The organism is Streptosporangium sp. NPDC002544 (assembly GCF_040295965.1).
Lineage (GTDB): Bacteria > Actinomycetota > Actinomycetes > Streptosporangiales > Streptosporangiaceae > Streptosporangium.
Window position 1 is genome coordinate 138,225 of sequence record NZ_JBEOWJ010000018.1, and the last position, 13,839, is coordinate 152,063.

Here is a 13,839-nt window from a genome sequence, read left to right on the forward strand (position 1 = left end):
GAAAATTTATCCTTCAGCGATACGCGCGACAAAGCGAACTCAACATCCGCTCTGCGCATTTTTCCGTGAAGGGGTCAGTGAAACAGCCGGTACACACGGCGTTCCCGGGTGCGGCGGGCGGCGCCGCACCCGGGAATGCCATGACGTGCTCATACCGGCCGTGACATACACGGACCAAATACAACCTACTCAGTGTTCAGACCGGCTGTGCTCAGACCAGTGGCCTCGCGGTCGGCGGGATCGCCACCGGCAGGGCCGTCTGGCCGGTGAGGTAGCGGTCCGCGGCCGAGGCGGCCGAGCGGCCCTCGGCGATCGCCCACACGATCAGGGACTGGCCGCGGCCCATGTCCCCGGCGACGAAGACGCCGTCGACCGAGGACATGTAACCCCTGTCCCTGGCGACGTTGCCCCTGGCGTCGAAGAACTCGCCCTCGGCGACCTCGGCGAGCTCGGTGAGCTCGGTGAGCAGGCCCTTCTTCTCCGGTCCCACGAAGCCCATCGACAGGGTGACCAGCTCGGCGGGGATCTCCCGCTCCGAGCCGGGCACCGGCTTGAACCCGCTGCCGGGACCCTCCACCTCGACCAGGCGCAGCGCCCTGACGTTGCCGTCGGCGTCGCCGACGAACTCGGTGGTGGAGACCGCGTAGACCCGGTCGCCGCCGCCGTCGGCCAGCTCCTCGTGGGCGCTCTCCATCTTGAACAGGATGGGGAAGGTGGGCCACGGCTGGCTGCCGGGGCGCTCCGCCGGGGGCTGGGGCATGATCTCCAGCTGGGTGACCGAGGCGGCCCCCTGCCGGATCGCGGTGCCGATGCAGTCGGCGCCGGTGTCGCCACCGCCGATCACGACGACGTGCTTGCCCTCGGCGCTGATCGGCGAGACCGGGAAGTCACCCTCCTGGACCTTGTTGGAGGGCGGCAGGAACTCCATCGCCTGGTGGATGCCCTTCAGGTCGCGCCCGGTGACGGGCAGGTCCCGCCACTGGGTCGCGCCGCCGGCCAGCACGATCGCGTCGAACTCCGCACGCAGCCGCGCCGCCGTGATGTCGACTCCGACGTTGACGCCGGTACGGAACTCGGTGCCCTCGGCCCGCATCTGGGCGAGCCTGCGGTCGATGTGCCGCTTCTCCATCTTGAACTCGGGAATGCCGTAGCGGAGCAGGCCGCCGATCCGGTCGGCGCGCTCGAACACCACCACGTCGTGCCCGGCGCGGGTGAGCTGCTGCGCGGCGGCCAGGCCCGCGGGGCCCGAGCCGACGACCGCGACCCGCTTACCGGTCTTCGAGGCGGGGAGCTGGGGGGTGACCCAGCCCTCGCCGAAGGCGCGGTCGATGATCTCGACCTCGACCCGCTTGATCGCGACCGGGTCGGAGTTGATACCGAGCACGCACGCCGCCTCGCACGGAGCCGGGCACAGGCGGCCGGTGAACTCCGGGAAGTTGTTGGTGGCGTGCAGGCGCTCGACGGCCTCCTGCCAGTCTTCCCGGTAGACCAGGTCGTTCCACTCGGGGATCAGGTTGCCCAGCGGGCAGCCGTTGTGGCAGAACGGGATGCCGCAGTCCATGCATCGCGCCGCCTGCTTGGTCAGCGCGGGCTTGGGGAAGTCCTCGTAGACCTCCCGCCAGTCGCGGATGCGGACGTCCACCGGGCGGCGCGTCGGCAGCTCTCGTCCGTGAGTGAGGAAACCCTTGGGGTCGGCCATCGGTCGTACCTCCCTTATCCCTGAACAGCCTGAGCGGTGTGGACGAGTCGCCGGGGGTTCCCGGCCGGGGTGCGCGTGGACATCGGCCTCACCCCTGGACCGCGGCGGTCATGACCGCCTCGTCGATGTCGCGGCCCTCCAGCCGGGCGGACTCGGCGGCCCGCAGGACCCGCTTGTAGTCCGTCGGCATGATCTTGCCGAAGCGGGACGGGTCCCAGTCGGCCAGCAGCGCCTTGGCCACCGTGGAGCCGGTCTCGGCCAGGTGCGCCTCGACGATCTCGCGCAGCGTCTCGGAGTCGGCCTCGTCGAGCTCCTCGATCTCCACCATCTCGCGGTTGACCCGCTCGACGTCGGGGTCGAGCAGGTAGGCGACGCCGCCCGACATGCCGGCCGCGAAGTTGCGGCCGGTCGGACCGAGGATGACCGCCCTGCCGCCGGTCATGTACTCGCAGCCGTGGTCGCCGACGCCCTCGACCACCGCGGTGGCGCCGGAGTTGCGGACGCAGAACCGCTCCCCCACGACGCCGCGGATGAACGCCTCGCCGGAGGTCGCGCCGTACAGGCCGACGTTGCCGGCGATGATGTGCCCCTCCAGCGGGGCCGCCTCGTGCGGCTGGACCGAGATCCGGCCGCCGGACAGGCCCTTGCCGACGTAGTCGTTGGCGTCGCCGGTCAGCCGCAGCGTGACGCCTCTGGGCAGGAAGGCGCCGAAGGAGTTGCCCGCGGAGCCGGTGAAGCGCACGTCGATGGTGTTGTCGGGCAGACCGGCGCCGCCGTACCGCTTGGTCACCTCATGGCCGAGCATGGTTCCGACGGTGCGGTTGACGTTGCGGATGGGCAGTTCGAGGGTGACCCGGGAACCGTCCTTGAGCGCGCCCTCCGCGAGCTGGATCAGCGTGTTGTCCAGCGCCCTCGCCAGTCCGTGGTCCTGCCCCACCACGCGGCGGAGCGAGGCGCCGGCGGGCAACTCGGGCTGGTGCAGGATCGGTGCCAGGTCAAGACCCGCGGCCTTCCAGTGGTTCTCCGCCGAGGTGGTGTCCAGCAGCTCGGCGTGGCCGACGGCCTCCTCCAGGCTGCGGAAGCCCAGCGCGGCGAGATACTCGCGGATCTCCTCGGCGACGAACTCGAAGAAGTTGACCACGAACTCGGGCTTGCCGGTGAACCTCTTGCGCAGCTCGGGGTTCTGGGTGGCGACACCGACCGGGCAGGTGTCCAGGTGGCAGACGCGCATCATCACGCAGCCGGAGACGACCAGGGGTGCCGTGGCGAAGCCGTACTCCTCGGCGCCGAGCAGCGCGGCGATGACCACGTCGCGGCCGGTCTTGAGCTGGCCGTCGACCTGGACGATGATCCGGTCGCGCAGGCCGTTGAGCAGCAGCGTCTGCTGGGTCTCGGCCAGTCCGAGCTCCCAGGGGGCGCCCGCGTGCTTGAGCGAGGTCAGCGGGGAGGCACCGGTGCCGCCGTCGTGGCCGGAGATGAGCACGACGTCGGCGTGGGCCTTGGACACGCCCGCCGCGACCGTTCCGACGCCGACCTCGGCCACCAGCTTGACGTGCACGCGGGCGGCGGGGTTGGCGTTCTTCAGGTCGTGGATGAGCTGGGCGAGGTCCTCGATGGAGTAGATGTCGTGGTGCGGCGGCGGCGAGATGAGGCCGACGCCCGGGGTGGAGTGCCGGGTCTTGGCGATCCACGGGTAGACCTTGTGGCCGGGCAGCTGGCCGCCCTCGCCGGGCTTGGCGCCCTGGGCCATCTTGATCTGCAGGTCGTCGGCGTTGACCAGGTACTCCGACGTCACGCCGAACCGGCCGGAGGCCACCTGCTTGATGGCCGAGCGGCGGACCGGGTCATGGAGCCGCTCGGGGTCCTCGCCGCCCTCACCGGTGTTGGACTTGCCGCCCAGCCGGTTCATCGCGATGGCGAGCGTCTCGTGCGCCTCCATCGAGATGGAACCGTACGACATGGCGCCAGTGGAGAACCGCTTGACGATCTCGCTGACCGGCTCGACCTCGTCGATCGGCACCGGCTCGCGGACCCCCTCCTTCAGCTTGAACAGGCCCCGCAGCGTCATCAGCCGCTCCGCCTGGGAGTCCACCAGGCCGGTGTACTCCTTGAAGATCTCGTAGCGGCGCGAGCGGGTGGCGTGCTGCAGCTTGAAGACGGTCTCGGGGTTGAACAGGTGCGGCTCGCCCTCGCGGCGCCACTGGTACTCGCCGCCGACCTCCAGACGGCGGTGGGCGTTCTCGGCCCGGGGGTAGGCGCGCCGGTGGCGCAGCGCCGCCTCCTCGGCGAGGACGTCGAAGCCGACACCGCCCAGCCGGGAGGTGGTCCCGGTGAAGCAGGCGTCGACGACCTCCTGGCTCAGGCCGAGCGCCTCGAAGATCTGCGCACCGGTGTAGGAGGCGACGGTGGACACCCCCATCTTGGACATGACCTTCAGCACGCCCTTGCCGTACGCCTTGATGAGGTTGCGCACGGCCTTGTGCCTGTCGACCCGCAGCACACCGGAGTCGACCATGTCCTCGACGGTCTCGATGGCCAGGTACGGGTTGACCGCACCCGCGCCGTAGCCGATGAGCAGCGCCATGTGGTGCGCCTCGCGCGCCTCGCCGGTCTCGATGACCAGGCCGACCCTGGTGCGGGTCTTCTCAGCGATCAGGTGGTGGTGGACGGCACCGGTGAGCAGCAGCGACGGGATCGGCGCCAGCACGTCGGAGGAGCCCCGGTCGGAGAGGACGATGATCCGCGCCCCGCTCTCGATCGCCTCGGAGACCTCGGCGCGGATCTCCTCGATGCGGCCGAGCAGTGCCTCGCCACCGCCCGCGACCTCGTACAGGCCACGGACCACGTGCGGGCGGAAGCCCGGCAGCGCGCCCTCGTCGTTGATGTGGATGATCTTCGCGAGCTCGTCGTTGTCGATCACCGGGTAGGGCAGCACCAGCTGGCGGCAGGAGGCCGGGCCCGGGTCGAGCAGGTTGCCCTCGGGGCCGATGGTGGTGGCCAGGGAGGTGACGAGCTCCTCCCGGATCGCGTCCAGCGGCGGGTTGGTGACCTGCGCGAACAGCTGGCTGAAGTAGTCGAACAGCAGCCGGGGCTTCTCGCTGAGCACCGCGACGGGGGTGTCGGTGCCCATCGAGCCGATCGGCTCGGCGCCCGCCCTGGCCATCGGCGCCAGGATGATCCGCAGTTCCTCCTCGGTGTAGCCGAAGGTCTGCTGCCGCTTGATCAGCGCCTCGTGCGTCGGGACCTCGTGCGAGCGGGCGGGCAGTTCCTCGAAGCGGACCAGCCCGGCGTGCAGCCAGTCCGCGTACGGCAGCTCGGCCGCCAGCTCGGCCTTGATCTCGTCGTCCTCGATGATCTTGCCGAGCTCGGTGTCGATCAGGAACATCTTGCCGGGCTGCAGGCGGCCCTTGCGGACCACGTCCTCGGGGGCGATGTCGAGCACGCCGGCCTCGGAGGCCAGCACGACCAGGCCGTCGGTGGTGACCCAGAACCGCCCCGGGCGCAGGCCGTTGCGGTCGAGTACCGCGCCGACCAGGGTGCCGTCGGAGAAGGTGATCGAGGCCGGGCCGTCCCAGGCCTCCATGAGGGTGGAGTGGAACTCGTAGAACGCCCGCCGGGCGGGGTCCATCTCGGTGTGGTTCTCCCACGCCTCGGGGATCATCATCAGCACCGCGTGCGGCAGCCGGCGCCCGGCGAGGTGCAGGAGTTCCAGGGTCTCGTCGAAGGAGGCGGTGTCGGAGCCGGCCGGGTCGCAGATCGGGAAGAGCCGCGACAGGTCTCCCGGCAGGTTCGCGGTCCGCAGCATGGCCTCGCGGGCCCGCATCCAGTTGCGGTTGCCCTTGACCGTGTTGATCTCACCGTTGTGGGCGATGTAGCGGTACGGGTGCGCCAGCGGCCATGAGGGGAAGGTGTTGGTGGAGAAACGCGAGTGGACCAGCGAGATCGCGGTCTCGTAGCGCTCGTCGCTGAGGTCGGGGAAGAACTGCTCGACCTGCAGCGGGGTGAGCATGCCCTTGTAGACGATGGTCCGGCAGCTCAGCGAGGGGAAGTAGACGTTCGCCTCGTGCTCGGCCCGCTTGCGCAGGCAGAAGGCCAGCCGGTCCAGCTCCAGGCCGGTCTCGCCGTTGGGGGACGTCACGAACAGCTGGCCGAAGAACGGCATCACCGCGCGGGCGCTCGGCCCGGGCAGGTCGGGGGTGGTCGGCACGTCGCGCCAGCCGATGACCGTCAGGCCCTCCTGCTCGGCGATCTCCTCGATCAGCCGCACCGCCGCGGCGCGGGCCGGCGCGTCGGCGGGCAGGAAGGCCGTGCCGACGGCGTAGGCGCCCGCCACCGGCAGGGGGAAGCCCACCACCGTGCGGAAGAAGGTGTCGGGGATCTGCGTCAGGATCCCGGCGCCGTCGCCGGTGTCCGGCTCGCTTCCCTGGGCTCCTCGGTGATCGAGGTTGCACAGGGCGGTCAGTGCCTTCGCGACGATGTCGTGGCTGCGGCGACCGGCCACGTCCGCGACCATGGCGACGCCACAGGCGTCGTGCTCGTGCGAGGGGTGGTACAGGCCCTGGGGCTCGGGAAAGCCGAGGTGGGCAGCGGGCATCGAATCCCTCCCGTCGTCTTGCTTCTTTGGAACAAGCAAGGGACGACGTTGGCCCTGCTGCGTGGTGGGTAGAGGTTACCGTACCCTGCCGGATACCGGCCTACCCGGTCAGGTCACACCTATTTGGCACCGATTCGCCCGGTTTGTTTAACACGCGCTGATGGCACGACATTCCAGGTCCGGGCTTTAAGGTGGCCGAATGGAACCGAGCGCCCCCGCCGAATCGGGCGACCACAGCGGCCTGACAAACACCGGAACCGCGCACACCCCGGGCGTGTCGGAGGTGCCGGGCGGCCCGGCCGCCCACGAGGGGGTCAGGGCGCTCGTCGCCCGGCTGGGCGTCGACGGCAGGCGGCTGAGGATCGCGCTGGCCGCGCTGGGCGACGGCCGCTGGTGGACTCTCGCCGACCTGGTCAGGCGGACCGCGACGTCGCGGCGGACCATCGAGGCGCTGCTGCGCGAGGTGGACGGGGAGCTGGAACGCTCCGGCGACCGCTTCAGGCTTCCCGCCCACTGGGCCGGGCAGGAGGTGAGCACCCTCGCACCGGCCGACCCGGTGGCGCACCTCCTTTCCGACCGGGCGGAACTGGTCGCGCGGATGGACGAGCTGATCGCCAAGGCCCCCCGGGGCCGCCACACGCTGGACCACGTCGCCGCGACCGGCGACACCGTGGTCCGGCGGGCGCTGCTGCTGGACGCCCGGTTCTGGCTGGACGGCGCCCGGCTGCTGTGCGTGGGCGACCACGACCTGACCTCGCTGGCCACCGCGATGCTGCACCCCGGCGTCGAGGTGACGGTCGTCGACGTCGACGAGCGCATCCTGGCCTACATCGCCGGCCAGGCCGACCGGCTCGGGCTGGCCGTGCGGACCCGCTGGGCCGACCTGCGCCTGGGACTGCCCGCCTCCACACAGGCCTGGGCCGATCTGGCGATCACCGACCCGCCCTACACCCCCGAGGGGGTCGGGCTGTTCGTCGCCCGCTGCGCGGAGGGGCTGCGCGACCGCGAGCAGGGCCGGATCATGCTGGCGTACGGCGCGAGCGAGCGCACCCCCGCGCTCGCCCTCAAGGTGCAGCAGGCCCTGTCCCAGCTCAACCTGGTCAACGAGGCGATCTACCCCGACTTCAACCGCTACCTCGGCGCCGAGGCCATCGGCTCGGCCGCCGACCTGTACGTCCTGCGCCCCACCACGAGGACCTGGCCGGCCGCGGCCGCCCGCACCGACTCCTCCGGCACCGCCATCTACACGCAGGGTCCCCAGTCCGTGGAGTCCACTGTGACCTCCACTGTGGACTCCACGGTGGCCTCCGCAGCCGGTTTCGAGGGCGGGTTCGTCCCGGAGGTGCTGGTGGGCGAGTGGCCCCGCGACGTGCTGCCCAGAGCCCCCAGGGCGCGCCTGGCGACCTGGCTGGCCAAACCCTACGCCAGTGCCCCGGCCAGGGTGGCGATCTCCGTACCGGCCGGGCTGGAGGCCGCGCTGCCCCGGCTGCTGCTGGCCACCCGCGCCGGGGAGGTCCGGGTCACCCTGGCCGCGGCCCCCGGAAACCTCCCCGTCGACCTGCTCGCCCCCGTCTACGACCTCACCGTCGAGGGCGCGTCCGTACGCGCCGTACGGACGACGCCTCACCAGGACGACACGGCCCGGATCCTGCGCCGCGTCCTGGACAACGCGCACGGCAAGCTCGCCAACACCTGGCGCGAGGCCCTGATCAAGGTCCGGGGCGAGTTGACGAAGAAGCAGGCCAGGGCGGTCATCGCCGCCGTCGCCCCGTGGGCGGACGACGTCACGGTCCTCGAACTGCCCGCCCACCGGCTACTGGAGCTCCGGGCGGCGGTGGAGAGCTCCCTCAGCTCACCAGCCGGCGCTGGATCGCCAGGCTGAGGCCGTCCACGGCGACCTGCGGGTAGGTGAGATCCACCTGACCCCCCTCGACCACCGGGGCGACCCAGCTCACCGTGGCGTAGTGCCCCAGGGCACGGGCCTGTGCCCAGCTGCGTGAGCCGTCGAAACCCTCGGGCGTGTCGGGAGCGGGCCGGACGAAGCCGTCACTCCTGAGCGCCGCCACGAGTCTGTCCGCGGCGGCGGAGTCCGCGAGGTTGAAAATCAAGAACTGGCCGGAGACCTCGCCGTCCTCGGTCTCGTAGCGGGCCCGCAGCACCTGCGTGCACCCGTCAAGCGCGTCCAGCGCGCTCCCCCAGGCCGCCTCGGCGCAGTCGGCGAGGGTCTCGGTGGTCTTGAGCGCGAGCCTGGTCGTGCCCGCCGACACCGAGGGGCCGGGGAACATCTCGGCGACGGTCAGCGGCTGGGGGTCGAGGGCGCGGGTCGCGATGGGCGCGTAGTGGGCCGTACTGGGCTCCGCGCGAAGGACGGCGGCGCGCGGGTCGGGCCTGCCCCCCAGCAGGAGGAAGGCCGCCACCCCGGCGACCACGACCAGCACGGCGACGGTGACGGCGATCCACTTGCGCATGGGGAAAGAGCTTACTTCGACAGGCGGGACGCCAGGGACCACTGAGCCGGGGTGGACCCGGGGACGGCGGGGACTATTTGGACGGGGCGGGCGCGGGAGAGGCGGCGACGATGCGGCGGAAGATCGCCTTCTCCACGCCGCGGACCGTCAGAGCCAGCGAGACGAAGTCGTCCTTCGGCCCGGGATCGGCGCCGTCGGTCCTGCCGATCCAGACCAGGCCCGCGTAGTGCCCCATGGCGTGCCCGCTGGACTCGGTGTGACCCCCGGCGGGGAAGACGGCCTTGCCCGCCTGGAGCGGCCGGACCCAGCCACCTCGGTGCAGGGTGGTCAGCGTGTTCACCAGTGTGTCGGCCGAGGCGGTGTCGCGGAGGTTGAACAGGGTGTACTGAGCGACGTAGCGGCCGTCCGCGCTGACGTACAGGCCCCTGGCCACCTGGGTGCACCCGCCCTGGGCGAGCAGGTCGGCGAGCCCCTGCCCCCAGGTCGCCATCGCGCAGCCGGCCTCCAGGCGGGTGGCCGCCAGCCTCAGCGTGACCCTGCCCTCCTTGATGGTCCTGGTGGCGAAGAGGTCCTTGACCGTCAGCGGCTTGGGGTCGGCCTTGCTCTGCGCGATCGGGGCGAACACCTTGGAGGAGGGCCAGCCCTTGTAGACGTCGGGCCTCGGCTCGGTGCCGATGACCGAGGCGGTGGCCCGTTCGGGCACGAAGTCGTTGCCGATCGCGGAGATCGCGAGGGTGAGGGCGACCGCGGCGACCAGCACGCCCGCCACCGCCCCGAAGATCATCAGCAGCCGCTGCTGGGGCCGGGTCAGCCCCCACTCGTCCAGCCGGGTGATGTCCTCGGTCCGCGCCCTGGCGGAGGTGCGGCGGCGCTTGCGCGCGGGTGTGGCGGGCGGGCCGGCCGGGGGGGTCACAGTCCGACCCCTCCCAGGAGGGTGCCCAGGCCGAAGGTCAGGGCCGCGGCGACCGCGCCGACGAGGAGCTGGCGCAGCCCGCTGTACCACCAGCTGCGCGCGGTGACCCGGGAGACCAGCGCGCCCGCGCCGAACAGGGCCAGGCAGGAGATCACCGCCGAGGTCACCAGGCTGGTGACCCCGAGCAGGTACGGCAGGAGCGGCAGGAGCGCGCCCACGCCGAACGACAGGAACGAGGAGATCGCGGCGACCCTGGGCGAGGGCAGGTCCTGGGCGGTGACCCCCAGTTCGGCCTGGGTGTGCACCTCGAGCGCCCGGTCGGGGTCCATCGAGATCTGCCGGGCCACCTCGGCCGCCACGGCGGGCTCGACGCCCCGGTCCTCGTAGAGCTTGGCGAGCTCCTGCTGCTCGGCCTCGGGGTGGCGTTCAAGCTCGCGCCGCTCGACGTCGATCTCGGCCAGGGCGAGTTCCCGCTGGCTGGCCACCGAGACGTACTCACCCCCGGCCATGGAGAACGCGCCCGCCGCCAGCCCCGCGACCCCGGCCAGCACGATGACCGTGGTGTCGCCGGTGCCGCCGGCGACACCGGCGATCAGGGCGAAGTTCGAGACGAGGCCGTCCATCGCGCCGAACACCGACGGCCGCAGCCAGCCGCCGTTGACGTCGCGATGCCGGTGGTGCATCTCGGCGCGGCCCCCCGAGTCGTCGCCGCTCACCGGGATCCTTTCTCCTCCTGGTCGGCCAGGTCGGACGGGTGGGCCGGGTCGACCGAGTCGTCGGCCGTGAGCGTGCCGGAGATGAGCCGCGGCTCACCGTCCTCCTTCGCCGTGCCGCCGCTCTCGTCGGGGTCGGCCAGGCCGGACGGGTGAGCCGGGTCGGCGGTGTCCTCCCCGTCCGAGGCGGCCGGGGTGATGACCGGCTCGGCATCGGTGTCGGCCCCGGCCTCGCCCTTGTCCGCGTCGGCCATCTCGCCCTGCACGGGCTCGGCGGCCGGATCGGGCAGCGGGCGGACCTGCTCGGCGTTGCTCTTGTTCCTGGCGTACCAGAAGTAGGCCATCGCCCCGATGAACAGAACGATCGAGGTCCACTGGTTGAGCCGCAGGCCGAGGATGTGGTGGGCGCTGTCGACCCGCAGCCCCTCGATCCAGAAGCGGCCCACGGTGTAGCCGGCGACGTAGAGCGCGAACAGGCGGGCGTGGCGGAGCGCGAATTTGCGCCCTGCCCAGATGAGAACCAGCGCCAGGCCCAGGTCCCAGATCGACTCGTACAGGAACGCCGGGTGGTAGGTGGCCTCGCCCGGCACCGTGCCCGGCCGGTCGGGGTCGATCTCCAGACCCCACGGCAGGTCGGTGGGGCTGCCGAACAGCTCCTGGTTGAAGTAGTTGCCCCAGCGGCCGATGGCCTGGGCCACCGCGATCCCGGGGGCGACGGTGTCGGCCACCGCGGACAGGGAGATGCCCCTGTTGCGGCACCCCAGCCAGACGCCCACTCCACCCAGTGCGACGGCACCCCAGATGCCCAGGCCGCCGTTCCAGATGAACAGCGCCTCGATCGGCTCGTTGGGTGCGTCCGGCCCGAAGTAGAGCTGCCAGTCGGTGATGACGTGATAGAGGCGTCCACCGACCAGGCCGAACGGCACGGCCCAGACGGCGAGATCCACGATCGTCCCCGGCTCACCGCCGCGGGCACGCCAGCGGCGCTCGCCGATGACTACCGCGACGACGACGCCGAGCACGATGCACAGTGCGTAGGCCCGAATGGGGACCACGCCGAACAGATACCAGACCCCCTGGGAGGGGCTGGGAATCGAGGCGAGGGGCATGTCAGGTGACGTTACCGTGTCCCGGGCTACTTGGCGGCATCAAGAACGGCCTGGCGTAGCTCGGCCGGCTTGAAAGCCACGTTCGTGTCCAACTCGACGCCGTTGAGCTTCAGCGTCGGGGTGCCCGTGAGCTTCTGGGACTCCATGACCTTGGTGCTGTAGGCGATGTGCGCGGGCGCCTTCTCCTGGCTGGTCACGCACGCCTCGAAGCCGGGATCGGTCACCCCGGCGTCCTTGCCCCAGGCGATCAGGTCAGGGATCTTGAAACCCTCCACGAGCTCCGAGGGCTGCTCCTTGAACAGCTTGTCGTGGAAGGCGATCCACGGGGCGCCCCCGGGGATGCAGCGGATCGCCGACGCGGCGCGCAGCGAGTTGGCCCGGGTGATTCCCTTGTTGGTCTGTTCCTGGAAGATCGTGATCGGGTGGTAGACCACCTTGGCCTTGCCCTCGGCCGCCAGGTTCTTGATCGTTGGGCCGCTGGTCTCCTCCAGCGCCCTGCAGGCGGGGCACTGGAAGTCCTCGAAGACGTCCAGGACCGGCTTCTCCACACCCGGTCTGGCCATGACCACCGAACCGTCCCCGGCGACGGTGATCGGCGCGAGCGAGGCTCCGACCTGCTCGGACTTGCTGCTCTGGGCGGCGAACCACCAGCCACCGCCGACGGCGGCGATCGCGACGACGGCCGCGGTCACGATGGTCGCCACACGCTTTCGCTTGTCCCTCCGCATCTGCTCTGCGCGCTGCGCCTTGATCCGATCACGCGCCGACTGTTCCCGCGCGGCCTTGCCCATCAGTAAGCCTCCTTCTCCTGGAGCTCCTCGTCATCGCTCTCGACGTCCTCGTACGACTCCTCGCCCGGGGTGAGCCCAAGCGCGGAGTCCAGCGCGAAGCGGCCCGGGGGGAAGACCGCGACGAACACGCCGAGTCCGAAGAGACCGAAGTCACGCAGGATGTCGATGAGGTAGTCGGGCTCCACCCCGGCCGCCAGCTGACCGCCACCGCCGAAGCAGCCGCAGTCGATGCGCAGCCCGCGCGCCCACGCCGAGGCGATGCCGATGACGAACGCCAGCATAAGCAGCGCCGAGATGACACCCGCCGCTCGGGTGAGCAGCCCGACGACCAGCAACAACCCCACGACGATCTCCAGGATCGGCAGGCCGTACCCGACCGCCGTGGCGAGCGATTTGGGGAGCAGATCGTATGCCTCGACCGCCTGAACCGAGAGCACCGGAGTGCCGATCTTGCCCCAACCCGCGACGATCAGCACTCCCGCCAGCACCAGCCGTGAGACGGTCGTTACCCAGGGTAGCGTCGAAATCACGATACGCGACCTATTGGGCGCGGGGTTATCAGAGGTCACGAGCACCATTCTCCTATTCCAAGCCCCGGCCACAGACGTCTTCGGCGAATGCCAGGTATTCGAGGAAAACCTCATCACGAGCCTGATAAGCATCGAATAAGCCTGCCTGGCAGGCGCGGAAGCGGGAGCGGCCCCTTTCTTCGAGTAAGGGAGCCGCTCTCGAACGGGCTCGTCAGCCGCGGACACCCGCCGCCAGCTCGGCGCCCAGCTCACGGACCGCCGCCAGCCCCGAGGCCTCGTCCGGCGCGTCGAGAACGCGGCGGATGAACGCCGACCCCACGATGACGCCGTCGGCGTAACCCGCCACCTCGGCGGCCTGCCTGCCGGTGCCGACGCCCAGGCCGACGCAGACCGGAAGGGAGGTGTGCGAGCGGGTGCGCTCGACCAGGCCCTGCGCGGCCGCGCCGACCGAGTCGCGGGCACCGGTGACGCCCATCAGCGAGGCCGCGTAGACGAAGCCGGTGCAGCTGTCGACGACCGCCTTGATACGGGCCTCGGTGGAGCTGGGCGCGACCAGGAAGACCGTGTCGATCCCGGCCCCGGCACTGGCCTCGCGCCAGGGCCCGGCCTCCTCGGGGGTCAGGTCGGGGGTGATGGTGCCCACCCCGCCCGCGTTCGCCAGGTCACGGGCGAAGCGGTCGGCGCCGTAGCGGTCGATCGGGTTCCAGTACGTCATGACCAGGGTGGCGGCACCGGTCTTGGCCACGCCCTCGACGGTGCGCAGCACGTCGGCGATACGGGTGCCGTTGGTCAGCGCCCGGTGCACGGCGTCCTGGATCGTCGGGCCGTCCATGAGGGGATCGGAGTAGGGCAGGCCGATCTCGATCACGTCGCAGCCGGCGTCCACCATGGCGGTGGCGACGGCGATCGCACCCTCCTTGCTGGGGAACCCAGCGGGGAGATATCCGATGAGGGCGGCGCGGCCGTCCGCCTTGGCCTTGGCGAACACCGTCTGAAGAGTCGTCATCGTGGTTTCCGTTGCG

At 71.0% G+C, this 13,839-nt stretch carries 10 protein-coding genes; 1 reads left to right on the forward strand and 9 read right to left on the reverse strand.

The window, feature by feature from the left end; genetic code table 11:
- Positions 1-211: 211 nt before the first annotated feature.
- Together ABT061_RS26590 and gltB are read right to left on the reverse strand one after the other, a co-directional pair.
- The gene (locus tag ABT061_RS26590; protein WP_350922774.1) at positions 212-1,699 is read right to left on the reverse strand and encodes a glutamate synthase subunit beta; all 1,488 of its coding nucleotides are present in this window, start codon (positions 1,697-1,699) and stop codon (positions 212-214) included.
- An 88-nt stretch (positions 1,700-1,787) separates the two neighbouring features.
- The gene (gene gltB / locus ABT061_RS26595; RefSeq protein WP_350922776.1) at positions 1,788-6,293 is read right to left on the reverse strand and encodes a glutamate synthase large subunit; all 4,506 of its coding nucleotides are present in this window, start codon (positions 6,291-6,293) and stop codon (positions 1,788-1,790) included.
- Between the two features lie 199 nt (positions 6,294-6,492).
- On the opposite strand from gltB, the gene ABT061_RS26600 reads away from it, so the two are divergent.
- Positions 6,493-8,175, forward strand: a complete 1,683-nt coding sequence (locus ABT061_RS26600; protein WP_350922778.1) for a bis-aminopropyl spermidine synthase family protein — start codon at positions 6,493-6,495, stop codon at positions 8,173-8,175.
- Here ABT061_RS26600 and ABT061_RS26605 read toward each other — a convergent pair.
- The 7 genes from ABT061_RS26605 to trpA all read right to left on the reverse strand — a co-directional run bounded on the left by ABT061_RS26605 (position 8,141) and on the right by trpA (position 13,823).
- Complete coding sequence (locus ABT061_RS26605; protein ID WP_350922781.1) at positions 8,141-8,761, reverse strand: hypothetical protein; 621 nt, start codon at positions 8,759-8,761, stop codon at positions 8,141-8,143. The genes ABT061_RS26600 and ABT061_RS26605 overlap by 35 nt on opposite strands.
- Before the next feature lie 73 nt (positions 8,762-8,834).
- Complete coding sequence (locus ABT061_RS26610; RefSeq protein WP_350922784.1) at positions 8,835-9,674, reverse strand: hypothetical protein; 840 nt, start codon at positions 9,672-9,674, stop codon at positions 8,835-8,837.
- Entirely contained in the window at positions 9,671-10,390 is a 720-nt protein-coding gene (locus ABT061_RS26615; RefSeq protein WP_350922787.1) for a VIT1/CCC1 transporter family protein, read from the reverse strand. The genes ABT061_RS26610 and ABT061_RS26615 overlap by 4 nt, the downstream gene beginning before the upstream one ends.
- Positions 10,387-11,496 carry a prolipoprotein diacylglyceryl transferase gene (gene lgt / locus ABT061_RS26620; RefSeq protein WP_350922790.1) on the reverse strand — a complete coding sequence of 370 codons (1,110 nt, stop codon included), beginning with the start codon at positions 11,494-11,496 and terminating at the stop codon, positions 10,387-10,389. Before lgt ends, ABT061_RS26615 begins: the two co-directional genes overlap by 4 nt.
- A gap of 26 nt (positions 11,497-11,522) precedes the next feature.
- Positions 11,523-12,287 (reverse strand): DsbA family protein, encoded by a 765-nt coding sequence (locus tag ABT061_RS26625; protein WP_350922793.1) that lies wholly within the window; start codon positions 12,285-12,287, stop codon positions 11,523-11,525.
- Entirely contained in the window at positions 12,287-12,817 is a 531-nt protein-coding gene (locus ABT061_RS26630) for a MauE/DoxX family redox-associated membrane protein (RefSeq protein WP_342666858.1), read from the reverse strand. The genes ABT061_RS26625 and ABT061_RS26630 overlap by 1 nt, the downstream gene beginning before the upstream one ends.
- Before the next feature lie 211 nt (positions 12,818-13,028).
- Positions 13,029-13,823, reverse strand: a complete 795-nt coding sequence (trpA, locus tag ABT061_RS26635) for a tryptophan synthase subunit alpha (RefSeq protein ID WP_350922796.1) — start codon at positions 13,821-13,823, stop codon at positions 13,029-13,031.
- Between the last annotated feature and the right edge of the window lie 16 nt (positions 13,824-13,839).